This is a genomic window from Beijerinckia mobilis, assembly GCF_000745425.1.
GTDB lineage: Bacteria > Pseudomonadota > Alphaproteobacteria > Rhizobiales > Beijerinckiaceae > Beijerinckia > Beijerinckia mobilis.
The window spans coordinates 172,885-197,657 of record NZ_JQJH01000002.1; the positions used below are offsets into that span (position 1 = coordinate 172,885).

Here is a 24,773-nt window from a genome sequence, read left to right on the forward strand (position 1 = left end):
GGCATGTTTCCTGTCCGCGGGGCAACACCGTTGCGATGTTGCGGGGACGGAGAAGGATCTTTCATGAGTACTCACGCCGCGACTCTCTATGCAAGGCGCAACCGCAAAAGCAAATTCTGGCTCGCGCTATGTTATGCCGCGACCGGTTTCGGTCTTTTCAGCCTGTTTCTGATCCTCTGCGCGCTTTTTTACGAAGGCTTCTCCGGTCTCAATATGGCGGTCTTCACGGAGATGACGCCGCCACCGGGCAGCGCCGGCGGTCTTCTCAACGCCATCGTCGGCAGCCTGATCCTGACTTTCCTCGGTGTTCTGGTCGGTACGCCGCTGGGTCTGCTCGCTGGCACTTACATGGCGGAATACGGACGCGGGTCGAAATTCACGACTTCTGTCCGCTTTCTGAATGATATTCTGCTGAGCGCGCCATCGATCGTGATCGGTCTTTTCATCTATGAGATCGTGGTCGCGCCCATGGGGCATTTCTCCGGCATCGCGGGTGTGTTTGCGTTGGCTCTGCTTGTGGTCCCGATCGTCACCAGGACGACCGAGGATATGCTTTTGCTCGTCCCGCGTCCGCTGACAGAAGCCGCCTCGGCACTTGGCATGCCGCGCTCCTACGTCATCACCAAAGTGACCTATCGGGCCGCACTCTCCGGCCTGATCACCGGTGTGCTTCTGGCCACCGCTCGCATCAGTGGCGAGACCGCGCCGTTGCTGTTCACCGCGCTCAACAATCAGTTCTTCAGCGCTGATCTGAATGCGCCGCTGGCGAGTTTGCCGGTCATTATCTTCCAGTTCGCGCTGAGCCCCTACAAGGATTGGCAGCGGCTGGCCTGGTCCGGCGCGCTTTTGATCACGCTCTCGGTTCTTATTCTGTCCATTATCGCCCGCGTCCTCGGCACGAGAAAGATCGCTAAATGAATTCGGATGCCCCGCTGCCGCAGAAATTGACGATCCGCAATCTCAATTTCTATTATGGCGACTCACTTGCCCTGAAGAACATCAGCCTGCCGTTTTACGCCCACAAGGTGACCGCCTTGATAGGGCCTTCCGGCTGCGGCAAGTCGACCCTTCTCCGGGTTCTGAACCGGATGTATGACCTCTACCCGCGGCAGCGCGCCGAAGGTGAGGTTCTGCTCGACGGTGAAAATATTCTGGCGCCGCAACAGGATCTCAATCTTTTGCGGTCGCGTGTCGGCATGGTCTTTCAAAAGCCGACGCCCTTCCCCATGTCGATTTACGAGAACATCGCCTTCGGCATCCGGCTCTATGAAAAATTGCCCAAGTCGGAACTCGATGATCGCGTGGAGACCGCGCTGAAGGGTGCTGCTCTCTGGAACGAGGTGAAGGACAAGCTGCATGCAAGTGGGCTCGCCCTTTCGGGTGGTCAGCAGCAGCGCCTCTGCATCGCCCGTACCGTAGCTATCCAGCCGGAAGTCATTCTCTTCGACGAGCCCTGTTCGGCTCTTGATCCGATCTCGACCGCGAAAGTCGAGGAATTGATCGACGAATTGAAGGACACCTACACGATCATCATCGTTACCCACAACATGCAGCAGGCGGCCCGTGTATCGGAATATACGGCTTTCATGTATCTTGGCGATCTGATCGAATTCGATGTGACCTCGCGTCTCTTCACGACGCCGGAACGGCAGGAGACGCAGAATTATATCACAGGCCGTTTCGGCTGATTGTTTCGCGCCGTCCCTATATACGAGGAAAGAGCGTCTATGTCGGACTCCACCACTACCCATACTGTGCGGGCCTATGACAAGGAGCTCGAGATCCTCGGGCGCAAGATCGCGGAAATGGGCGGCATAGCAGAAAAAATGCTGGCCGATGCCATGGATTCCCTGGCCAATCTCGATACCGATCTCGCCCGGGCGACCGTGAGCCACGATCCCCGCCTCGACCTTTTGCAGCGAGATATCGAGGAACAGGCGATCCTGACCATTGCCAAGAGGCAGCCGCTCGCAGTCGATCTGCGGGAGGTGATCGCGACGATCCGTATCTCCGGAGATCTCGAACGGGTTGGCGATCTTGCAAAGAACATCGCCAAGCGAGCCATCAAGATCTCGTCGGAAATGCGTATCCCGCGGGCGATCATCGGTCTCAAATCCATGTATGAGACGGCGTCGATCCTGCTGAAGGACGTGCTCGACGCTTATGCCTTGCGCGATGCCGAGCGGGCGCGGGCCGTGTGGATGCGCGACGCCGAACTCGATGCGCTGGAGGATTCCGTATTTCGGGATCTCCTGACGTTCATGATGGAAGATCCTCGCAACATTTCCTTCTGCACGCATCTCCTGTTCTGCTCGAAAAATATCGAACGGATCGGTGATCACTCGACCAATATCGCGGAAACGGTCGTCTACCTCGTCACGGGGGAAAATCTGCCGACCGAGCGTCCCAAGGGCCGCCCCGACATGTCAGACTTCTCGACGACGGTGAATGCATGAATCAGATCGCGGAAATCGGCCAGAAAGGTTCTGTCACGACACGAGGTGCGAAAACAGCCTCTTCGACGACGCGTATCCTTCTCGTCGAGGATGAAGCGGCGCTGAGCACTTTGCTGACCTATAATCTCGAAGCCGAAGGGTTTCAGGTCGAAAGCCTCGAACGCGGCGATGAGGCGGAAAGCCGGCTCGAGGAAAACCTCCCCGATCTCGTCCTGCTCGACTGGATGCTGCCGGGCGTCTCGGGTCTTGAAATCTGCAGACGTATTCGTGCGCGGGAACGGACACGGACTTTGCCCGTCATCATGCTGACGGCGCGGGGCGAGGAAAGCGAGAAAGTCCGTGGACTGGCAACGGGCGCCGACGATTATATCGTCAAGCCTTTCTCCGTGCCGGAACTGATGGCGCGGGTCCGTGCGCTCTTGCGGCGTTCGCGCCCGGATCGCATTACCGGCCTGTTGACCGCCGGCGATCTTTCACTGGACCGGGAAAATTGGCGCGTGCAGCGTGGCGATCGTCATGTTCATCTCGGCCCGACCGAATTCCGCCTTCTCGACCATCTGATGGGCCGGCCCGGCCGCGTCTTTTCCCGCGCGCAATTGCTCGACAGCGTTTGGGGTGAGGCGGCGGAAATCGATGAGCGCACGGTCGATGTGCATGTCGGACGCCTGCGCAAGGCTTTATCCATCGGCGATGAGCCGGATCCCATTCGCACGGTGCGCGGCGCGGGCTATTCCTTCGACGAACATTTTGGCCGGTGATGACGGGCAGCCGCTCTCTCGGGCTCGGCTGCAAAATTCATCGAGAAAGCTGGTAAGGACTGGGTTCGGCTGTTGCCGCCCCTCACCACAGTCGCTGAATCGTCGCCTTTTGGCCTGCGCGACCGCAGGCGGCGGCAAGCCGCACAAATACGTGTGTGCGCGCAATTCCGTCTGAACGCATTCGGCTCGACGGGATCATGCCGAAAATGGATTTTCCTTCCGGCAAATCCGTAACTTCTGCGCAAACATCTCTATTGATGACGGACAGAACCGAAAAACATGGTCTTTTCGGCTCTGTCCTGAAATGTCAGGCCGATTTCTGTTGCACCTTGGCGGCGCGACGGCGATCTTGTTGCGGCTGATAGGCAATACGGGAATGATGGGCGCAATAGGGACCAGAACCCGGCATCTTATAAGCGCCGCAGAAGCGAAATTCCGGCTGGGTTGGATCGCCGATCGGCCAACGGCAAGTGGATTCCCGTAATTCGAGAATGGTCACGCGTTCCGACAGCGGGACGATGACGTCGATTTTGGGCAGCGGTTCCGGAACCGGGGCGGCTTCTGCTTCCGGTTCGACGGCGACGACCGTATTGCCGATGACCATCTGCATGACCGGCGGGGCAACGGTTGGGGTGACTGCTGCGGTATGGATTTCCGTCTGCGGGGCGATCGCTGTTTCCACCTGCTGTTCCGGCATTTCCTGCACTGCGGCTTCAACGGGTTCTTCGTCTTCGCTCGCAGTGCCGTTTTTGGTCCGTCCAGACAGGCCGAGGCGATGCACCTTTCCGATCACGGCATTGCGCGTGAGCCCGCCAGCCAGTTCGGCGGCGATCTGGCTGGCGCTCAAACCATCGAGCCACAGCTTGCGAAGAAGCTCGACCCGTTCATCGGTCCAGGACATCAATATCTCCTTGGAATTTTCATACAGTCGAACCGGCTGGTGAGGGAGGCCGGTTTGTGAAAAGAAGGATGCCGGATGCCGGTCTCCTTCCAGGAAGGAATTGCCTAAGACTCCGAGATGGCACTCCGCTGTCCTTGGAAAAGGTAGCAGATGCCGAAGCCCAGGAGGTGAAACCGAGGGCATTCACGAAAACGGTCTCGAATGTCGACGGCCACATGAACGTGAAATGACGATCGGTCGGTAGCAATTTGGGCGGAGTGACAATGTGATCCCGCCGGTTGGAAAAGGGTCCAGATTGCACCAACCCAAATGACAGGAACGAGCCTGTTTGTGGAATGGTGAGGGAGGCACCCTTGCTGAAGTTGAAACGAAGTCTCCAATAAAGCCTCTGCCGGCCGATAAGCACATCGTGAACAATGCACGAGAGAATTGGCTTATTTGGATGGCAGGATAGTCAATTTTGCCCAGACGAACGTTTGCGGGCCCCTTTATTGATGGCCATTATTCAATTGGCCGTGTGGCGCCGGATCATCCCGAAAAGTCTTGTACAGGTGCGGTGGCCGCATCCAAACCGGCTTGGCCATCGTGACGAGACTGGTAAAGAAAAGTCTTAAAGTCAGTTCGATTGAAAAAATGTCTCATTCCATCTTGTCAATGCGGCTAACCGAAGCCTGGTCTGTTCCGGGATCGTATCCCGTTGCATGCCGAAGATTGCGAAAATTATCATCAATATACGGCGTGAGCAGGGCGCCGGTGCATTCAAGATCGCAAATACGCTACACTAGCCGGCGAATCTCCCGCAAGTCTCCTTGAGGGATGAATTGATGGCGGAAACATCTTTTCAACAGGAGGCTGGCAAAAATGACTCATTATCAGTCACGGCCAGACTCTGGTCGCGCGGCTTTCAGCATGATCAAACTGTTCGCTGCCCATGCTTTACAGCAAATCTTATTGATCCTGATCTGTCGGGAGCGGTAAAGCCCGGCGGAACGCTGCTACCCGGCAGACGCGGGGGCAATCCCGGCATTGAATTCTCGGGATCTCTCAATGCGTCATGAGCATCGAGGCCGGGTTCGAGACCGAATAGGCAGCCGAGAGGGCGCGCGTTTTCTGGCTTTGTCGGGGGAAACCGAATTCGGCTAGAGCGTTTCGGATATATCCAGAAACGCTCCACAAGAACGGAGCATTTTCAGGGTTATGAGATCGCGAAGCGATTCAATCCGAACCGAAAATGCTCTAAGGTTCATTTCCGCTCGGCGATGATCGCGAGCTGGCGGCGATATTCCGGTTCTATATCCTGGTCGATTGCGCCAGCGCTCGCAAGCAGGAGAGCGGCAATGAAGGGCTGGTCGTTCATCGGATCGGCGAGCGCCTGTTCTATCGCCGGCACGCTGCTTCTCGGTCGCACCAGATTGAATCTCTGTTGTTCGATCGCGCGGCTCCATTGATCGCGCAACCAGTGGGCAACGAGCGGTGAGAGCTCATGGACGAAATTGGATGAGCGGAGTCGTTGCAGGAGCCGCAGCCCGATATTCCAGATATCGCGCGTGTCGATAGCCTTGCCCGCAAAGAGCGTCATGAGAAATTGGCCGACCGCGTCGTCGAGCGTGACGATCGGGTCGATGACCTGAATGCAGTGCGCGACGGCAGAGGAACCGGGATAGAGCGGGCCGAACCGTTTTGTCATTTGCGCGTGCATGGAGTCGAGCGCGGGCTTGTCGCCGGCGAGCGCGGCGCTGATGCAGAAGGCCATGACCGTGTCATCGGCTGTATTGCGCAGGGATTCCTCGCGCAGATCGGCATTGGATAATTCCGGAATGGGACCTTTGCCAAGCCCGAGTTTATGAAGATTGGGCAGGACCTTCATATAGGCCGTGGCTTCAAGCCAGCCGAGAAGATCGCGCACGAAGGCCGTGGCGTCGTGCTCGACGATCGCCGTATCGATACGGGTTTTTCGTTGCAGAATTTCAGACATGGTTTTCCCGTTCGATGTCTCTGGGATCGCGCCGTATCAAACGTCGGATCGTGGCTTGAGGCTCCAGTCAACGGTGGCTTTAGCCACGCAAGGCTGCTGATGGCGCCATGCCAGAAACGTGCAGCCGGAACGCGCAGCCGGGAAGAACGCCGCCGCAGGCTCAAAGACCCTACCGGTGCATTTGTCAATGCGCGTTTCGACAGCATCGTTTCGGGATCATCGTTTCGCCGGCCACCGGGCTTGAGCTCCCGGGAAACCTTTGCCATTATCAGCTGGTCTTCGAGGCGGCATCAAACCGGAAAAGGCTTCCATTCCGGGCATGCGATGCGCTTTCAAGGAGAGGGCATTGTTCCCGAAACCGTTTTGTCGAGCGATGCTCCAGTCTTCTGGCAAGGGTTCTCGATAATGGATGATCCAGCGACCAAACCGATCGCTATAGGTATTCCCTGGTATACCCGTGCGGCTTATCCCGATATTCTCGACATCATGGTCGATGGCGACAGTTTTCCTCGTGACTTTGACGAATGGCGCGTGAAGGCGGAAGCCACGGAAATGCGTGTCGAAAGCGAGGGCACGGCGGCGGTACGCGCTCTGATCGATCCGGAAGAATTTCCGCATTGGTGCCATACGCATGGATTGAGCACCGATGGTGAAGCGCGCGGCAAATTCGCGAGTCTCACGGCTTTCAAGGCGGTCAAAAGCGCCCATTGATCGGGGCAGCCCAAGAATTGGTGAAGGACGAGCGAGAGCATTTTGTCTCTATCGCTCCGCGATCCTATGTCCCTGAAAATGCTATCATTTTTCCAGGTGGAGCAGTTCGGAAACATCCGAACATGCTCTGAATTTTGTGAGCGGAGCGTTTCTGGATGGCTCCGAAACGCGCAGATTGGAAAGATCCGACTTTTCAGGGACAGGGATTGCTGTGCACCTGATGAATCGCATCGATGCGTTTCTCGAGATCGGGAGCGATCTTGATATCGATTGAAGCAATATCCGTCTTCAATTGCTCCATCGTCGTCGCACCAATGATATTCGAGGTGACGAAGGGACGTGAGGTGACGAAAGCAAGCGCCATTTGCGCCGGATCGAGACCGAATTCCCTGGCGAGCGCGAGATAGGCGTCGATCGCCTCGGCGGCCGCCGGCTTTTCATAACGCTGCCCGCGATCGAACAGAGTGGTGCGGGCGCCCGGTGGACGCGCGCCGCCCTGATATTTGCCGGTGAGATAGCCTTGCGCCAACGGCGAATAGGCGAGAAGACCGATGTCCTCGCGCACGGCGATTTCGGCGAGGCCGATCTCGAACGTCCGGTTCAAGAGATTATAGGCGTTCTGGATCGAGACGACGCGCGGTCCGCGCCCGGCATCCGCCGCAGCGGCGAAACGCATGGTGCCCCAGGCGGTCTCGTTGGAGAGGCCGATATGGCGGACCTTGCCGCTTTTCACGAGATCACCGAGGATTTCCACGGTTTCCTCGATCGGATTTTCGAGCGGTTCCGGCTTGTCCTTGAAGGTCGTCGTCTGGCTGGAGAACAAAGCGAGCGGCCGGTCGGGCCAATGCAATTGATAGAGATCGATGTAATCGGTTCCGAGCCGTTTCAGTGATCCCTCGATTGCCGCCTCGATATTCTTGCGATCGAGCCGCGTCTTCGAACCGTCGGGCCGCAGCCAGGTGGAATCGCTGCGGCCGTTGACTTTCGATGCCAGAATGATCTTGTCGCGATTGCCGCGCGCCTTGAACCAGCTGCCGATGATGCGTTCCGTCGAGCCCTGTGTCTCGGGCTTCGGCGGTATCGAATACATTTCCGCCGTATCGAAGAAATTGATGCCATGGTCCACCGCATAATCCATCTGCGCGTGGCCATCGGCCTCGGTATTCTGCTGACCCCATGTCATGGTGCCGAGGCACAGAGCCGAGACGGAAAGATCCGTCCGGCCGAGTTGACGCCGTTCCATTCTGCACACTCCTGCCGTCCCGGCGGGCTTTGCGGGCCTGCCGGGCGTTTCATGGATCCTTCCGCTTGAGGCCGCCTCGTCGGAGGCCTCAAGCGGAAGGCTGGTTGATTGCTTGGCTTGCTTGCTTGGATTGATCGATTGTCAGGCCGCGCAGGCGAGAAAACCCTGGCGGATCTCGGCTTCCTTGAGGTGGCGTCCGATGAAGACGATCCGGCTCACGCGCTTTTCGCCGGGTTTCCAGTCGCGCTGCAGATTACCGTCGAGGATCATGTGGACCCCCTGGAAAACGAAGCGTTTCGGCTCATCCTTGAACGCGAGAATGCCCTTGGAACGCAGGATCGAAATCCCTTCCTTCTGGACGTAATCATTCAGCCATGGGAGGAATTTGTCGGGATCGACAGCGCCGTCGAGTGTGACGGAAACCGATTGCATCTCCTCGTCGTGATAATGTTTTAGCCCTTCGCCATGGTCATGCCCGTGATCATGGCCCTTGTGATCATGATCGTGGTGATCATGCTCATGGTTGTGCCCATGATCGTGACCATGATCATGCGTGTGATCGTGTGTATCGGCTTTCAGGAAATCGGGTTCGAGCTCCAGAATCCTGTCGAGATCGAAGGCATTGCGACCGATGACGGCGTCGAGTGGCACGGCGCAATTCTGGGTCTTGTGCAATTTCGCATAAGGGTTGATCGCGCGGATACGGCCTTCGACTTCGGCCAGTTCGGCCGGGGTGACGAGATCAGTCTTGTTCAGGAGAATGACATCGGCGAAGGCGATCTGATTTTTTGCTTCCGGCGCATCCTTGAGTCTCGCGGCGAGCCATTTGGCATCGGCGACGGTGACGACAGCATCGAGGCGGGCGGCGTTTTCGACATCCGCATCGACGAAAAAGGTCTGGGCGACGGGAGCCGGATCGGCAAGCCCGGTCGTTTCCACGATGATCGCGTCGAATTTGCCGCGCCGCTTCATCAGGCCCTCGATGATCCGGATCAGATCGCCGCGCACCGTGCAGCAGATGCAGCCATTGTTCATCTCGAACACTTCCTCGTCGGCGCCGACGACGAGATCATTGTCGATGCCGATTTCGCCGAATTCATTGACGATGACGGCGAATTTCTGGCCATGGTCCTCGCTGAGGATGCGATTGAGCAAGGTGGTCTTGCCGGCGCCGAGATAACCGGTGAGGACGGTGACGGGAATTTTTTCGGCAGGCGTCGGATCCGCCATGAAAACCTCCGGGGACAGGATTTGGAATGATGCCAATCCGCATGAGCATGATGTATCGGGAGTAAGCCGCTAAGGGCGGCCCGGCGATTTGGCCCGCAAGTCCCGATCTTTCTGGTCGTGAGATAGGTCACACTGGCGGCTATTCTAGCCCAGGCGCAGCGTCCAATCCAAACGCCTTCTTCGTGACCGGCCAATTGTCCTTTGCAGGCGGATGTTTCAACGATTTTTCAGTGGAATGGCACCAGATTTTTGCATAGAAAAAAGCATGACCTTGCCTTCAAAGCTGCTGCCGCCCACCGGTCTCCTGGTCGCCGTTCTCGCGGTGATGGTGGCGGTCATCGCCACAACGGCGCTCATCATCTTGCCCGGGCATGATCCTTTCGGTCTCGTTTCCAATCCGCCGGAGGGAGTGAAACCGCCAGGCATCGGCGGGCCTTTCACGCTGATCGCCGCCGACGGCCGCAAAGTCACGGAAAAGGATCTCGTCGGCGAACCGACGCTGCTCTTTTTCGGCTATACGCACTGCCCTGATTTCTGCCCGACGACCCTTGCCGACATGACGGCGGCGTTCAAGGCGATGGGGGAGGAGGCAAAGATCCGCGGCATTTTCGTGACGCTGGATCCGGCGCGCGACACGCCAGAGGTGCTGCGGGACTATATGATGAATTTCGACCCCCGCATTCTCGGCCTGACCGGAACCAAGGAAGAGGTCGGGGCCATGGCCAAGGCCTACAGAGTTTACAGCCGGCAGGTTCCCGGCGCGAAAGACGACTATACGTTGGACCACACGGCGATTGTTTATCTGCTCGATCGGTCCGGCCGTTTCGTGAATGCTTTCAATCTTCAGCGCGAGCCGAAGGCGGCCGCGCGTGAGCTTGAGGCTTATACAGGATCCTTCTGATCATTGTCACCCGCCTGTGCGGGCGCAGGGCTGTTGCCGCTTCCCATCAGGCTCAATTTTCCGATTGAAGCTGTTGATGTATCTGCGCCTGGATTATGGCATATGCGTAAACATTCGGCTCGCCGCAGGATGTATCCGATCACGATCATCACAGGCGAATGGATCGCTCAAATCCCTTGCATGAAAATATGATGCCGTTGCTTCGGCCTCTTGTGGGCATGCGAAGCCGCTGATGAGGGCGAGAGGGAGTTGACGACAGGGCTCTGTAGTCCGGCGCAGGGCCGTCAGGCAGGATCCAAATAGTCTCCAGATGTTGCTGGCCCTTGCCTGTCCGGGGCCCCAATCCGATCCTTGATCGGACCGGTACTTTTCCCGAAAGTCTAGACTATACAACAAAGTGGAAAAATAACATCCTTGTTGCGCAAGATGTTTGAATCTCCCATTTCACAAAAGCCAGAATAGCTCAAAAATACTGGCAGTAATATAGTATATTCAAGCACAAGCTTTCTATCTTGGGTAATGATTTCTGCTTCTATTCCCGTTTCGTATGTCCAGAAAAACATCCCACGAAGCCGTTTATAAAAAACCTTCACATTCTTCATATAATTAAAAATTAATTTAATAACGGGGCATGGGAGGATGCTTCCGGGGAAATTTTGACTTCGGGGGAATGAAATGAGAGGGGTTGTGTCACGAACGGCACTGGCAATGGCCAGTGGACTGTTCTCTATAGGCGTCGATGCCAATCAGGATGCGTTTGCCAAGTCGCTGGTTCTCGAACTCTACATGGACAAGGATACGAAGCAGATATACGGCGAACCGGGCAAGAACCGTATCCGTCTCGGAACATTCCAGCAGCGCGACAGCGGGACTGTTCAGAAAGAAACTGAAAAGAACCGGCGGGAGCTGGTGACGATCAAGAACCGGCTGGATGCCAAGGAAAAGGAAATCGATCGCAAGCTTGAGAAGGTCGCATCCCGTCCGGCTGATTCCGCGATGACGGTGCAACCGGCTAAAAAGGCCTGGTATGAAAAACTGAGTCTGCGCGGCTATACACAATTGCGGATGAACCCGATTCTTGAAGGGAACCGGGATGTCGTCAGAACCTATGGTGACAGTTCAGTCGGCAAGAACCGCTCATTCTTCCTGCGCCGCGCCCGCCTCGTCCTCAGCGGCGATGTCTCTGATCACCTGTATCTCTATTTACAGCCTGATTTCGCCAGCACGCCAGGCGGTGCCACCACTTCCAATTTCGCCCAGCTGCGCGACGCCTATGCGGATATTTTCATCGATAAACAGAAGGAATTCAGGTTCCGCCCTGGTCAGTCGAAAATTCCTTTCGGATTCGAGAACCTTCAATCGAGCCAGAACCGTATTCCTCTCGACCGCGCTGATGGCCTCAATACATGCTGTCAGGACGAACGTGATCTCGGCATTTTCTTTTATTACACGCCGGAACATATTCGTCCGCTCTTTCGTGATCTCGTCTCGCATAATCTGAAAGGCTCCGGCGATTACGGCGTGGTCGCCTTCGGTGTTTACAATGGCCAGGGCGCCAACCGCACCGAACTCAATCAACAGCTTCATCTTGTCGGACGTTTCAGCTATCCCTATCAATTCGAGAATGGCCAAGTCGTCGAGGCGGGCTTTGGCGGCTATACTGGACGCTATAAGGTTGCGACGCCAACCGCCATCACCGGTTTCGGAACTCCGGTCATCAATCCTGGTAATAATGCGAGCGGTTTCAAGGATCAGCGGTTCGAGGTTCACGGTATTGTTTATCCGCAACCGTTTGGTATCCAGGCGGAATGGAACTGGGGTGTAGGCCCAAGCCTGAACGAGCAGATGAACACTATTGAAGCTCATTCCCTGAATGGCGGCTTCGTGCAGGCGACCTACAAGATCGAGGATCACGTCCTCAATTCCGGTATCTGGTTTCCGTTCGTGCGGTATCAGAACTACAACGGAGGCGTGAAAACACAGACCAACGCGCCGCGTAGCCGCGTAAGGGACTGGGAATTCGGTTTCGAATGGCAACCCCGGCCGGAACTCGAATTCACGATGAGCTATGCGAAAATGAACAGGACGAATGTCTTTACGGCGCCCTATTATAATTTTGCCGCCAACGTCCTGCGTATGCAATTGCAGTGGAACTATTGAAGCTGGAAAGAGCCTGGAGCATTTGCCGATAACATTGAATCGCTTTGCGATTTCAATGCTCCGAAAATGCTCTGGTTTTTTGAGCGGAGCATCAAACCCAAAGGTGCAAACAACCTTTGGATCCATTGGATGCGCTATCGACTCTCAAGAGCATCGGCTTCCGGCCGATTTGGGGATCGACTTGGGTTGGTCGACAATCTGAGCGGCCGACTCCGGCAAGCAATTTGCCAACGAGTGTCTATGCGATGAATTTGAATTCATCACGCAGGACACGGGCGAGATCATCCATCCGGAACGGTTTCTGGAGAACGCCGCGTTCCATATGGGTATGCGGTACGCCGGACCGACCATAGCCTGTCGTGAAGACAAACGGACAGCCGATTGCCGCAAGACGATCCGCCACGGGGTCGATCTTCTGATCGCCGAGGTTGACATCGAGCAAGGCGCCGTCGATCGGCCGGTTGCCAATGAATTCCAGAGCTTCGCTGATCCGTGTTGCCGAGGCCGCGACTTCGCAGCCGAGATCGGAAAGCATGTCCTCAAGCGTCAGCAGGATGAAAGGCTCATCCTCGACGATCAATATGCGGGGCTTTGGAAGTATCTTCGCTGCAAGGGCGCCGGCCATCAATCTTCCTGAACCGTGTGTATAGATCTGATGTGGTTTCGGTCCCGGCCTTTGTCCAGAGCCGGGCCATTAGGGAATGTAACGATAGATAACAATAATGTGATAAGAAAGAATCATTCAGCTATAGCGGATTATCCTCGTTTGCCAAGTCGGACTAAACGGATAAAAGCCGTTATCGCGACGATCAACCAGCCAATGATCATAAGGCTGCCGCCGGTCGGTGCGGCCATGGGGAACAGGCGATTGCCGCTCCAGACGTGGAAAATGAGATCACCGCCGAAGAGACTGGCTCCGAGGATCAAAAGCGACGCGGCAATCTGAAAACCCGTGCCTTCCCGTTGCTGCCCCGCATAAGCGATGATTCCGATAGCCGCCGCCGCATGGATTTGCAGGATCGTCGCCGCCGTATTCAGGAGCGGATCGGCATTGACATGGGCCGCCGCCGCCGCCGTGATGAGCCCTGCCGCACCGGCAAGACCAGCAAAGAAGAGAATAAGAACGGACCATCTGGACATGACAGAGTCTTCCTTCCGAATGGAATGATGAAATCTCGGGGAGGCGGATTTCACGGATAGAAATTGGTGCGCAGCAGAGCCCCAAACCGAAGAAGGAAGCGTCAAGCCTGTCCCTGCATGTCGAAGGCGGCGGCAAACAGGGCGCGTGTGTAATCCTCTTTCGGTGCGGTGAGGATTTCGCGCGCCGGGCCCTGTTCGACGACCTTGCCCTGGCGCATCACGATGATCTCGTTGGCGAGCGCGCGCACCACTTTCAGGTCATGGCTGATGAACAGATAGGAAAGGCCACGCCGCGCCTGGAGATCACGCAGAAGATCGACGATCTGAGCCTGTACCGAAACGTCGAGAGCAGAGGTTGGCTCGTCGAGCATCACGAATTTCGGCTCCAGCACCATGGCCCGGGCAATGGCGATGCGCTGACGCTGCCCGCCTGAAAATTCATGCGGATAGCGGTCCATCGTCGCGGGATCGAGACCCGTATCCGCCAGAGCCCTGGCGACCGCTTCGCGTTTCTCGGCCAGTGACAGATGGTGATTCTTGAGCCCTAATCCTTCGGCGACGATATCGGCGATGGACAGGCGCGGGGAGAGCGATCCGTAAGGGTCCTGGAAGACGATCTGCATGTCGGCGCGCAGCGGCCGTATTGCGGCATTCCCAAGCCCGTCGATGCGCCGGCCGAGGAAGACGATCGGCCCTTCCGAGGAAATGAGGCGCAGGAGCGCGAGACCCAGCGTCGTCTTGCCGGACCCCGATTCGCCAACGACCCCGACGGTCTGGCCCTCGCGCAAGGTCATCGTGACGCCATCGACCGCCTTAATATAGCCGCTGGTGCGGCGCAAAAGCCCGGTCTTGATGGGAAACCAGACACGCAGGTCTTTCGTCTCGATGAGAACCGGCCGGCCGGGATCATCGGCGGGAGCAGAACCCTTTGGTTCGGCGGCGAGCAGCGCCCGCGTATAGGGATGTTCGGGGGCCGCAAACAGGCTTGCTGTGGGCTTAGCCTCGACGATTTCGCCCTTGCGCATCACGGCGACATCATCGGCGATCTTGCGCACGATGCCGAGATCATGGGTGATGAACAGCATGGCCATGCCGTAGCGGCGTTGCAATTCCTGCAGCAGGGTCAGGATCTGCGCCTGCACGGTGACATCGAGCGCGGTGGTAGGCTCATCGGCAATGAGGAGATCGGGGCGGTTGGCCAGAGCCATGGCGATCATGACACGCTGGCGCTGGCCGCCCGAGAGCTGATGCGGATAGGAATCGAGCCGGCTTTCCGCATCGCGGATTCCGACTTCCTGCAACAATTCCACCACCCTTGCGCGGATCGCCTCGGTTCCGTGCAGGCCATGCAGGCGCAAAATTTCGCCGATCTGGTGCTCGACCTTGTGCAACGGGTTGAGCGATGTCATCGGCTCCTGAAACACCATGGTGATGGCGCCGCCGCGCAATGTGCGCATCTCGGCTTCGGGACAGGTGAGGAGCTCGTGATTTTTGAAGCGCGCCCGGCCGCTGACATGGGCGTTGCGTCCGAGAAGCCGCACCAACGACAAGGCGGTGACCGATTTGCCGGAACCTGATTCGCCGACGAGCGCCAGGGTACGTCCGGGAGACAGGGTGAAGGACACGTTCGAGACGACGCGCGCGTCGCTATCCTCCGCCCGCGTGATCCCGTGATGGCGGAAGGATACACAGAGATTGTCGACCGTAAGCAGGGGCGTCTCTTCGCTTTTCTGGTCTTCACGCATCACGGGGTCAATCCCTGGTTTTGCGCGGATCGAAGGCATCGCGCACCGCCTCGCCGATGAACACGAGCAGCGACAGCATGATGGCCATCACCAGAAAGCCGGTGAGGCCGAGCCAGGGCGCCTGGAGATTGGATTTGCCCTGCAACAGCAATTCGCCGAGCGAGGGTGAGCCGGGCGGCAGGCCGAAGCCGAGGAAATCGAGCGCCGTCAGCGTGGTGATCGAGCCATTGAGGACGAAGGGTAGGAAGGTCAGGGTGGCGACCATGGCGTTGGGCAGAACGTGTTTCACCATGATTGTGGGATCATTGAGCCCCAACGCGCGCGCCGCCTTGACATATTCGAGATTGCGCGCCCGCAAAAATTCAGCGCGGACCAGATGCACCAGCGCAACCCAGGAAAACAGGAGCAGGATGCCGAGCAGGACGAAGAAGCCCGGCGTGATGATCGAGGACACGATGATGAGCAGGTAGAGATGCGGCAGCGAGGACCAGATCTCGATCACGCGTTGCGAAATGAGATCGGTCCAGCCGCCGAAATAGCCCTGTATGGCGCCCGCCGCTATGCCGACGATCGAGGAAATGCTCGAAAGGATAAGACCGAAGAGCACCGACAGGCGGAAGCCGTAGATGAGCCTTGCGAGCACGTCGCGGCCCTGATCATCGGTGCCGAGCCAGTTCCATTCGATCGCCCCGCAGCCTTTATCTTTGTTGGCTCCACCGAAACGTTCGGCGGCGCTGGCGCATTGCGCCTTGGTCAGCATCCAGGTCGGTGGCGAGGGGGCGGGTGTCGGCAGATGGCGGTTGATGGTGCGGTAGGAATAGCGGATCGGCGGCCAGATCATCCAGCCATGCGCTTTGATTTCGTCTGTGATGACCGCGTCGCGATAATCGGTCTCGGCCAGAAAGCCGCCGAATTTCTCTTCTGGATAATCATGCAGCAGCGGAAACAGCAATTCGCCCTTGTAGGAAATGACGAGGGGCCGGTCGTTGGCAACGATATCGGCGCAAAGCGACAGGCCGAAAAGGAGCAGAAACAGGATCAATGACCAGAAACCGCGCCTGTTGGCGGTGAAATTGGCCAGACGACGGCGGCCGATCGGGCCCAGATGCAACAGGCCACGCGGCGGCAGCGGCGGCGCGAGGGGAGTCACTGGCGGCGCACCGGTTTCGGGAGGCGCCGGTTTGGTCAAACCCTGATCCGAGACGGCCTCCATGTCAGACCTCCCGCGTCTCGAAATCGATGCGGGGGTCGATCCACATATAGGTGAGATCGGACAAAAGATTCACGACGAGGCCGAGCAGCGCCATAATATAGAGATTGGCGAAGACGATCGGATAATCCCGGTTGACGATTGATTCGAACGACAGAAGCCCAAGGCCATCGAGCGAGAAAATTGTCTCAATCAGCAAAGAGCCGGTGAAAAAGGCTGAAAGGAACGCACCAGGAAAACCGGCGACGACGATCATCATCGCGTTGCGGAACACGTGGCCATACAGCACTTGCCGATCGCTCAGCCCTTTCATCCGCGCCGTCTGGACATATTGCTTGCGGACCTCGTCGAGGAAAGAATTTTTGGTGAGGAAGGTCGAGGTGGCGAAGGCGCCGAGGCTTAGCGAGAGCACGGGAAGCGTGATGTGCCAGAAATAATCGGCGATGCGGGCGGGCCAGGAGAGTTCCTCCCAGTTTTCCGAAACGAGGCCACGCAGCGGAAAAACCTGCCAGAACGAACCGCCGCAGAACAGGACGATGAGCAGAATGGCGAAGAGAAAGCTCGGAATGGCATAGCCGATGATGATGATGGCCGAGCTCCACATGTCGAAACGCGTGCCGTCGGCAATTGCCTTCTTGATGCCGAGCGGGATCGAGACTGCATAGGAGATCAAGGTCATCCACAGGCCGAGCGAGATCGAAACGGGCAGTTTCTCGGCGATCAGCTTGATGACCGGCTCGTCGCGGAAATAGGAACGGCCGAAATCGAAGCGCAAATAATTGCCGAGCATCAGGAAAAAGCGTTCATAGGCCGGCTTGTCGAAGCCGAACTGCTTTTCGAGTTCGGCGATGAATTTCGGGTCGAGCCCCTGCGCACCGCGATATTTCGAGGAGAAATCGCTGGTGCCGGCCGAGCCCATTGCTGCTCCGCCGCCGCCGATATTGGCGGTGGCGCCGGCATCCGTTCCCTGCAATTGCGCGAGCACGCGTTCGACCGGCCCGCCCGGCGCGAACTGGACGATGACGAAGGAGATCAGGAGGATCCCGAAAATCGTCGGGATCATGAAGAGAAGGCGACGGGCGATATAGGCGGCCATGGCTCAGGATGTCACGCGATTACGGCTTGCGCCAGCCAATGCGCTTGGCTTGTTCAGGGTCGAACCACCAGGTCGTGAGCGCACCGACGTCATAGCGCGGCGGGCGTTGCGGCCGCTGGAACAAGTCCCAGAAGGCAAGCAGATGGTTGGGATTGTTCCACATCGGCACCCAGAAATAATGCGCCCGCAGGATGCGGTCGATTGCCCGGCAGATTTCGGTCAGATTCTCCCGCGTATCGACGACGAGCGCCTTTTCAATGAGCGCGTCGACACTAGGCAAGGCTATGCCCGAGACATTGCGCGAGCCTGGAATTGCTGCGGATTCCGAGCCGAAAATCAGCCGCATGTCCTCGCCGGGGGTGAGGCCGAAGCCGAAACGTTCGACGACGATATCATAATCGAATTCATCCGTTCGCCGCTTGTACTGGGCGGCATCGACGACGCGATAATCGGCATCGATACCGAGCAGTTTCAGATTTTTCACATAGGCCGCCGTATGCGGCTGAAATGAGGTTTCGAAGCCGAGAAATTCGATCTCGAACGGCTTGCCATCGGGCAGCAACAGCTTGTTGCCCTTGCGGGTGCAGCCGGCCTGCCGCAATTGCTCGCTCGCCTCGCGCAGCAATGTGCGGTCCTGCCCGGAGCCATCGGAAACAGGCGGTAGCACCGCCTCGCCGAAAACGGCTTCCGGCAGGTCCTTGCGGAACGGGTCGAGATAGGCGATTTCTGCCGCAGACGGCAGGCCGCGCGCTTCCATCGGCGAATTCTGGAAATAGGAAACCGTCCTCTTGTAGAGATTGTACATGAGGTTGGCATTGGTCCATTCGAAATCGAAAGCATAGCCCAAAGCCCGGCGGATGCGCGGATCCTTGAACTTTCCGCGCCTTGTATTGAAGAACCAGCCTTGGGTGCCGCGCGGATAGAGATCGGGGATCGTCTCCCGCTTGACCTTGCCCTCTTTCAGGGCCGCGAAATCATAGCCGGTCGCCCAGAGGATGGAGGTGAATTCCTCGCGATAGGTGAAGACGCCCGCCTTGAATGCCTCAAAAGCCACTTTGCGATCATTGAAATATTCATAGCGGATGGTATCGAAATTGTGGCGGCCGCGGTTGATCGGGAGATCCTTGCCCCAATAATTCTCGACACGCGCATAAGCGATGAAACGGCCCTGTTCGAAAGGACCGATTTTATAGGCGCCGGAGCCGAGCGGCGGCTCGAGCGTCGTTTCCTCGAAATTATGCGTCTTGTAATAGGCTTGCGAAAAAATCGGCTGGGATGCCACCGTCAGTGGCGCCTCACGGCTGTGGCCGGCGCGCAGGCGTACGCGGACGATGTCATCCGCCTCGGCCTCGACGCTTTCGAGATCGCGCAGGCCCTGGCGCAGGATCGGATGCCCTTTGGTCTTGATGAGATTGATCGAGAAAGCAACGTCGGAAGCCTTGATTGGCGTCCCGTCATGGAAGCGGGCTTCCTTGCGCAGAAAGAACCGGTAGAGGGTGCGATCGGCGGAAACCGCGACCTTTTCGGCGACGAGACCATAAAGTGCATCCGGCTCGTCGCTGCTGCTGGTCATCAGCGTATCGAAGAGAAGACCAAGACCCGAGGCGGGGTCGCCCTTGAGAATGAAGGCATTGAATGTATTGAACGTATTGAAGCCGGCTTGTTCGATGAAAATGCCGCCTTTGGGCGCCGCAGGGTAAGCATAGGGTAGATGGGGAAAATCGGCAGGCAGGGCGAGATCGCCGAAGATCGACAGGCCATGCGATTCATAGGCCTCTCCTGCCTGTGGCACCAGGCTGCCCGCCTGCGCGGCGGGGTCCGCCGTCTCGGCCCCAGCGTCTCTCACGAATTGCAGGGGCAAGGAAAGGCCGCAGAGGCCACCAAGCGCGAGTTCCAGAGCGCGGCGGCGAGAGGGCAGGAACGGTGATCGTCCGGGCAAGGCGCGCTCCAGGCTATGGCCGCAGGGCCGTCGAGGCAGAAATGGCGCGACCGTGTTGCGTGACGAGCGCCATAGGGTCGAGACCGGAATTGCCATCCCTTCAAGATGAAATGAACATCATCAAGGCCAGGGGCAACTCCGGTGCCTCCCGCGCGACAAACGCATAAGAGGGTTGTCCACTCATATGCCATGCGCACGCGGGAAGTCGAGAGTCGCTCGCATGAAAGAAAGGAAAGGTTGGATTGAGGTGGGGCTTCACGGCGCAAAGAAAAAGCCGGGTAAAGCCCGGCTTTTCAAAAAGCGATGAAATGGCCTGCGCAATTGTGGCAGGCTTGATTCGCCGATCGATCGGGATCAACAAGATCCGGCGGGAAGCCACCGCCGCGCAGTCGCGGCGGCAAATCTCAGGACTCAATCTCAATGAGTCATTCTCATTGAGATCTGGTATTATTTCGTCGGCAGGGGCTTCGGACTATCGGAAAGCGTGTTCAGATAATCGATGAGATCGGCGCGCTTTTGCGGATCCTTTTCACCGCCGAAGGCCATTTTCGTGCCGGAGATGAAGGTTTTCGGCGAGGTGATGAAGACGTCGAGATCCTCAAGCGTCCAATTGCCACCCTTGGCCTTGGTCGCGTCGGAATAGGCGAAACCGGCGACGGAGGCCTTTGGCCTGTCGACAATGCCCCACAAAGGCGGCCCAACCTTGGCGCCGCCACCCTTGTCGAATGTATGGCAAGCTTGGCAGGGCTTGGTGTCGGCCTCGCCCTTCTTGATATCGGCCTTGGCAAGACGCTCCGGCAGCGGCGCGACTGCGGGCGTCGCCTCGCCGCCCCCCGATTCGCCGCCGCCTTCGGTCGCGCCCGGAAGGTCATAGCCGGGCTTGGCGAGCGGGGGATGTTCGAAAATCAGATCGGAAGCGGTGACGAGCGCCATGGCGAAGAGCAGGCTGCCAAAAAACGCACCAGCATATTTGTTGAACTCGAAGGATGACATCCCTTGGTCCTTTGTTCAGCCCCTCTGCAAGGCCTCATCAATCTCGCATCGGGAGGAGAAGCAAGCCACCCGCCCCCGCGCCTGGACATAGCTTCAACAGGCCGTTCAGATGAGCCGGCGGCCGGTGCGGGCCAAGGCTCATCCGGGGCTTGCGCCAACGCGCGCCTTGACGCATCTGACGGAAGCCTGTCCATTACAGGCGTTGATTACCTGCTTTACGGCGAGCTTGGCAACTCGGATGAAAGCGGGAGCCTGCTATTTTTTGCTGCCTTATCTTTAAGCGCGACCAACGAAGCTGTGATCGGTCCGGCGCGACAGATTTTGCCACCGGTCCTTGATGGAAATCATTCATGTTGCCCTTGAAAATCGCCTATCAGGGCGAACCCGGCGCCAATTCCCATATCGCCTGCCAGGACGTCTATCCCGATTACGAACCGCTTGCCTGTGCGACCTTCGAGGACGCGCTCGGCGCGATCAGCGACGGCACCGCTGCGCTGGGCATGATTCCAATCGAAAATTCGCTCGCGGGCAGGGTGGCCGATATTCATCATCTCTTGCCGACCGCCGGCCTTTATATCGTCGGGGAATATTTTCTGCCTATCCATTTCCAGCTGCTCGGCGTGAGGGGCGCGAAGCTCGAGGATCTGCGCGCGGTCTACAGTCACGTCCATGCGCTTGGCCAATGCCGCGCCATCATCCGTCGCCTGGGACTCTCCCCGCATGTCGCCGGCGATACGGCGGGCTCGGCGCGGGAAGTCGCCGAATGGGGCGACAAGAGCCGTGCCTCGCTTGCTCCGAAACTCGCCGCCGATATTTACGGGCTCGACGTACTCGCCGAAAATGTCGAGGACGCCGCCCATAATACGACGCGTTTCGTCGTGCTCTCACGTACTCCGGAATGGGCGCCGCTCGGGATGCCGGATACGGTGACGAGTTTCGTCTTCCGCGTGCGCAATGTGCCGGCGGCGCTCTACAAGGCGCTCGGCGGTTTCGCCACCAATGGCGTCAACATGACCAAGCTCGAAAGTTACATGGTCGAGGGCACGTTCACGGCCACGCAATTTCTCGCCGATGTCGATGGTCATCCGGAAGAACGCAGCCTTGCGCTCGCCTTCGAGGAACTCGCCTTCTTCTGCAAGGAACTGAAGATATTGGGCGTGTATGCGGGCCATCCATTCCGCCGTGAGCACAGGCTGCCGGCCGAGGGGTAGTACGTGGCCGTATGTGACGGGTGGAATTGGGGGCTGGAGGGCTTCTTTGTGGCACGCCTGTTGGGTTCTCATCCCCATCCTGACAGGTTTCAGACTCGCGCTAGCCAGCCGTTGGGATTGTAAGTGGCGTTACGCCCATAGAAGTCACAGATTTCTGTGTCCAGCTGGTAAGAGGCCGGATACTTTAAAAGAAAATCACTGACTGCGCGGTTAGGGCCATTTTCGTAGCGGCGATAAATCTCTTCAGTCAAATGTGTGACTATGCCATCTTCCACGACTATATAATCCCCCGGCTGGAGCCAGTCGTGGAAAAATTCGAGCGTCGCCTGACTTTGCTCGTAAAAATGGCTGCTGTCTTCCACCACCAGCCAAGGGTGTCGTAGGCCGGCCAGCAAATCCGATGTGAGACACGCCTTCAGGTTGGAAGCGTCGCCGGTTAAAACAATGATCCGGTCATCAGTATAAGATGCAAGCGGTTTGATATCGACACAGACCACCCGCGGGTTATCACGACCATGATTGCTCATCAGATCCGCGAACCACAGGGCGGAACCACCGAACTTGCTGCCGATTTCTATGACGGTGTGGAAGTTCTTCCGGGAAAAGAATTGCATATACAAAGCGATGTCGAAAGGACTCTTCAAAAACGGCACGTCGCGGTAACGGCTGTGCAGCACACCGTTCTGGATACCGGCGAGCAGTTCTGGTGGAATACAGCTTTCGAAGCCGCGCTGGCCAGTGGCGATGGAGCAGGGGCGCGCTACCGGATCGCGCGGATGAGGAGGTATCGTGTGAGTGGCAATCGCAACTGATCGGTCGAATGAGGACTTGGCGGCTGGCGGAAGGCGGCCGACGAGGAGAGGGTCGTTCTGCGGCGGTGTGAATGGCTTGCCACGTAGTGCGACATATTCATCGTGAAATATTTGCCAGGGTGACTGTGGATTATTGGTGGCTATGCCGCCATGAAACTGATGAAATGTCGCCTCGCCCAATAGCATGATGATCCGAGCCGTTGGGTCGGAGCAAAGCCTTTCCCAAATATCGAGATTGGCGAGACCGCCTCCGGGGGTAATGAATCGAGAATCATAGCCCCCTATTTCGCGCCAGTGCCCCCTGTGAAGGAAGAGCGCATTGGTTTCAGAGGGGAGAGTAAACCAGCCTTGGGCCGATGAACCGGCGAATACTGAAATCTCGAAAAGGTGATAAGGGTCTTCCTCCCATCGGCATTGCGCCAAGAGTGCGTCTTCGACAAGCTGATCGTAGCCCGCATGTACACTGCGCATCTGCACATCGGGGCCGAGGTGAAAGGCCAGAGTGCCGACGACCGCGCGGGGATGGATTTGTGAAGCACCTAAGGCCGCGCTCAACAAGCCGGGTGATGCCATGCGCGCGCCATCAATGAATACGCCAATGACCGCGCCTTTCGCTTCATCCAGTCCCCTGTTGATGGCAGCCACTGGAGAGGCGGTTGCCTGCTCCATCACGATCAGACGTGCGTTGGCGGACCATTGGCGGACGTCGGTCTCGTCGGGTGGGCAGGGCGAGCCATTGTCTACCACGATGATCTCGTAGTCGGCCGCGTCGATCCCGCGTTGGAATTGTGGAGAGAGACTCCTGATTGTTCGAGGGAGTTCTCTTGCCATCTTATAGCCGACGACCACAATCGATAGCGGCAAATTCGTGGGGATGCTCATTTCTTGCGGGGGTTCTCGGGACACAATAATCATCAAGCCGTTTGGGTAGTGAGTTGCCGCAGCGCCTCTGTCCGGCTATGGCCTCCGATACCGCTTGTCAGTGCATCAATGAATGCACGCCAGCTTTTGGATTGAGGTGAGAATACACCTCGGCGTTGCAGAATTTCCTCCGGCACCTCATGCCAGCTGGAAACTTCACGCAGGATAGGATTATAGAGATCCCATAGGATATGGTTCTGCGGATCGAGGCCGGCTATCAGCAAGCAGCCGGAGGGAGAAGTATTCAGCGGGGCCAGTGTCAGGTCCGGGCGATAGCGGCGCAGGATCTCCGTTAATTTCCATACGTCGCCGGTCCATACCCGGCTACGGCGGTTCCTGTCGGCCTGTGTGGTATGATTCGGTAGAATATCATCAATGGCGATGATGGCATCCGGCGCAGCAATTCGCTCGATATGCATGAAGTCGCGTAGTGCTGCGTCGACATGATGTAAACCGTCGATAAATGCAAAATCCACGGGACCTGGAAGATCATCGGCGGTTAGACCGTCGAAGAAGGCGTCGCTCGTGCTTTTTATCAGTTGAATGCTGTCCGAAAGTGGTTCGGCGAGTGCCGGGGCGGGATCGACTCCCACCGCAGCCCCCTTCGCAAGCCGCAGGCTGTTTCCGTGCCGCACACCAATTTCGAGATAGCACCGGGGGCTAATCGCCTCGTGTAATTCCTTCAGCACCGACAGATAGGAGGTGTCTCCCTGCACCCGTTCCTCTTCCGGGCTCGCCGGAGGGATGGTTTCCGGCGCAAGGACAGTTTGTGCCGGCAGCGAGGCCGCGGATGGAGGAGCGCCATGACGCTGAAACACCCCGACCAGATCGCGCCACGGCCCGCGCTCATCCATCCAGACATCCAAGAGGCAGCAATTGGCGTAACGGGCAAGCGCTCGATAGGCATCTGGATAGAAGCGGTAGCAATCGACTGGGTAGCGGTGTTGTGGTCCTGCCGAGGGAGCGATGAGAAACAGAAAACCGCCCGGGCGCAGGACACGGATCATTTCGGCGAAGACCAGCCAAAAGAATTCGCAATGCTCCAGCATCTGACCTGAAAGAACGATATCGATCGAGCGGTCATCCAGAGGCAAGCGATAAGGATTCTCGCAGACAATGTGCACGCCCGGCCCGGCGTGGATGTCGGCAGCCGTATAGGCGAAATGGGGGAGCGGAAAAGATTGTCCGATAGCTACCGTTGACATCGGCTCCCCCGACATCCAGCACGCGTACCTGCAGCTGCTGCTCCATGGGGCTGTTCGCAATGAAACGCTGATAGCATTTTAACATGTTTTCATAGGATGTTGCGTGCATTTCCGGATGGTAATGTAAGGTTCTCAGGGAGCACCATGTTGATCACTTGTGGCGATA

General features: G+C 57.7%; 22 protein-coding genes. 8 read left to right on the top strand and 14 right to left on the bottom strand.

Annotation, left to right across the window (positions count from 1 at the left end):
• The first annotated feature begins 63 nt into the window (after window positions 1–63).
• The 4 genes from pstA to phoB are packed head-to-tail and all read left to right on the top strand — an operon-like array spanning window position 64 to window position 3,214.
• On the top strand, window positions 64–918 hold the full coding sequence (gene pstA / locus DL88_RS02990; protein WP_034991487.1) for a phosphate ABC transporter permease PstA: 855 nt from the start codon (window positions 64–66) through the stop codon (window positions 916–918).
• A complete protein-coding gene (gene pstB, locus DL88_RS02995; protein WP_034991489.1) occupies window positions 915–1,688 on the top strand; it encodes a phosphate ABC transporter ATP-binding protein PstB in 774 nt (257 codons plus the stop codon). The genes pstA and pstB overlap by 4 nt, the downstream gene beginning before the upstream one ends.
• A gap of 39 nt (window positions 1,689–1,727) precedes the next feature.
• A complete protein-coding gene (phoU, locus tag DL88_RS03000; protein ID WP_034991491.1) occupies window positions 1,728–2,456 on the top strand; it encodes a phosphate signaling complex protein PhoU in 729 nt (242 codons plus the stop codon).
• On the top strand, window positions 2,453–3,214 hold the full coding sequence (gene phoB / locus DL88_RS03005) for a phosphate regulon transcriptional regulator PhoB (RefSeq protein WP_084704847.1): 762 nt from the start codon (window positions 2,453–2,455) through the stop codon (window positions 3,212–3,214). Before phoU ends, phoB begins: the two co-directional genes overlap by 4 nt.
• 307 nt (window positions 3,215–3,521) lie before the next feature.
• Here the strand turns inward: phoB and DL88_RS03010 are convergent, their stop codons facing one another.
• Together DL88_RS03010 and DL88_RS03015 are read right to left on the bottom strand one after the other, a co-directional pair.
• Entirely contained in the window at window positions 3,522–4,115 is a 594-nt protein-coding gene (locus tag DL88_RS03010; RefSeq protein WP_034991493.1) for a GcrA family cell cycle regulator, read from the bottom strand.
• A 1,243-nt stretch (window positions 4,116–5,358) separates the two neighbouring features.
• A complete protein-coding gene (locus DL88_RS03015) occupies window positions 5,359–6,090 on the bottom strand; it encodes a hypothetical protein (RefSeq protein ID WP_034991495.1) in 732 nt (243 codons plus the stop codon).
• 405 nt (window positions 6,091–6,495) lie between these two features.
• Between DL88_RS03015 and DL88_RS20110 the strand changes: the two genes are divergently transcribed.
• On the top strand, window positions 6,496–6,801 hold the full coding sequence (locus DL88_RS20110) for a hypothetical protein (protein WP_034992121.1): 306 nt from the start codon (window positions 6,496–6,498) through the stop codon (window positions 6,799–6,801).
• Window positions 6,802–6,994: 193 nt separating this feature from the next.
• Here DL88_RS20110 and DL88_RS03025 read toward each other — a convergent pair whose 3' ends face one another.
• The gene (locus DL88_RS03025) at window positions 6,995–8,044 is read right to left on the bottom strand and encodes an NADP(H)-dependent aldo-keto reductase (RefSeq protein WP_034991497.1); all 1,050 of its coding nucleotides are present in this window, start codon (window positions 8,042–8,044) and stop codon (window positions 6,995–6,997) included.
• 141 nt (window positions 8,045–8,185) lie between these two features.
• Window positions 8,186–9,274, bottom strand: coding sequence for a CobW family GTP-binding protein (locus tag DL88_RS03030; RefSeq protein WP_034991500.1), 1,089 nt, complete (start codon window positions 9,272–9,274; stop codon window positions 8,186–8,188).
• 265 nt (window positions 9,275–9,539) lie between these two features.
• Between DL88_RS03030 and DL88_RS03035 the strand changes: the two genes are divergently transcribed.
• Window positions 9,540–10,175: an SCO family protein gene (locus tag DL88_RS03035; protein WP_051955526.1), complete on the top strand. Its 636-nt coding sequence runs from the start codon at window positions 9,540–9,542 to the stop codon at window positions 10,173–10,175.
• Between the two features lie 708 nt (window positions 10,176–10,883).
• Entirely contained in the window at window positions 10,884–12,335 is a 1,452-nt protein-coding gene (locus DL88_RS03040; RefSeq protein ID WP_034991503.1) for a porin, read from the top strand.
• A 238-nt stretch (window positions 12,336–12,573) separates the two neighbouring features.
• Here DL88_RS03040 and DL88_RS03045 read toward each other — a convergent pair whose 3' ends face one another.
• The 8 genes from DL88_RS03045 to DL88_RS03075 all read right to left on the bottom strand — a co-directional run bounded on the left by DL88_RS03045 (window position 12,574) and on the right by DL88_RS03075 (window position 20,458).
• Window positions 12,574–12,960: a response regulator gene (locus DL88_RS03045; protein WP_051955528.1), complete on the bottom strand. Its 387-nt coding sequence runs from the start codon at window positions 12,958–12,960 to the stop codon at window positions 12,574–12,576.
• A gap of 131 nt (window positions 12,961–13,091) precedes the next feature.
• A complete protein-coding gene (locus DL88_RS03050; protein WP_034991505.1) occupies window positions 13,092–13,475 on the bottom strand; it encodes a DUF423 domain-containing protein in 384 nt (127 codons plus the stop codon).
• A 101-nt stretch (window positions 13,476–13,576) separates the two neighbouring features.
• Window positions 13,577–15,220: an ABC transporter ATP-binding protein gene (locus DL88_RS03055; RefSeq protein WP_034991506.1), complete on the bottom strand. Its 1,644-nt coding sequence runs from the start codon at window positions 15,218–15,220 to the stop codon at window positions 13,577–13,579.
• Between the two features lie 7 nt (window positions 15,221–15,227).
• The gene (locus DL88_RS03060) at window positions 15,228–16,433 is read right to left on the bottom strand and encodes an ABC transporter permease (protein WP_084704849.1); all 1,206 of its coding nucleotides are present in this window, start codon (window positions 16,431–16,433) and stop codon (window positions 15,228–15,230) included.
• 1 nt (window position 16,434) lies between these two features.
• Window positions 16,435–17,526, bottom strand: coding sequence for a microcin C ABC transporter permease YejB (locus DL88_RS03065; protein ID WP_034991508.1), 1,092 nt, complete (start codon window positions 17,524–17,526; stop codon window positions 16,435–16,437).
• 19 nt (window positions 17,527–17,545) lie between these two features.
• Window positions 17,546–19,561, bottom strand: coding sequence for an extracellular solute-binding protein (locus DL88_RS03070; protein ID WP_156970906.1), 2,016 nt, complete (start codon window positions 19,559–19,561; stop codon window positions 17,546–17,548).
• A 4-nt stretch (window positions 19,562–19,565) separates the two neighbouring features.
• Window positions 19,566–19,880 (bottom strand): hypothetical protein, encoded by a 315-nt coding sequence (locus tag DL88_RS20115; RefSeq protein ID WP_156970907.1) that lies wholly within the window; start codon window positions 19,878–19,880, stop codon window positions 19,566–19,568.
• 32 nt (window positions 19,881–19,912) lie between these two features.
• Entirely contained in the window at window positions 19,913–20,458 is a 546-nt protein-coding gene (locus DL88_RS03075; protein ID WP_034991510.1) for a c-type cytochrome, read from the bottom strand.
• Window positions 20,459–20,808: 350 nt separating this feature from the next.
• Here DL88_RS03075 and DL88_RS03080 point away from each other — a divergent pair, with 350 nt between their 5' ends.
• Window positions 20,809–21,669 (top strand): prephenate dehydratase, encoded by an 861-nt coding sequence (locus DL88_RS03080; protein WP_034991512.1) that lies wholly within the window; start codon window positions 20,809–20,811, stop codon window positions 21,667–21,669.
• 89 nt (window positions 21,670–21,758) lie between these two features.
• Here the strand turns inward: DL88_RS03080 and DL88_RS19180 are convergent, their stop codons facing one another.
• Both DL88_RS19180 and DL88_RS03090 read right to left on the bottom strand, forming a co-directional pair.
• Window positions 21,759–23,363, bottom strand: a complete 1,605-nt coding sequence (locus tag DL88_RS19180; protein ID WP_169741526.1) for a CmcI family methyltransferase — start codon at window positions 23,361–23,363, stop codon at window positions 21,759–21,761.
• A gap of 32 nt (window positions 23,364–23,395) precedes the next feature.
• Window positions 23,396–24,607: a methyltransferase domain-containing protein gene (locus DL88_RS03090; protein ID WP_051955530.1), complete on the bottom strand. Its 1,212-nt coding sequence runs from the start codon at window positions 24,605–24,607 to the stop codon at window positions 23,396–23,398.
• Window positions 24,608–24,773: the final 166 nt, after the last annotated feature.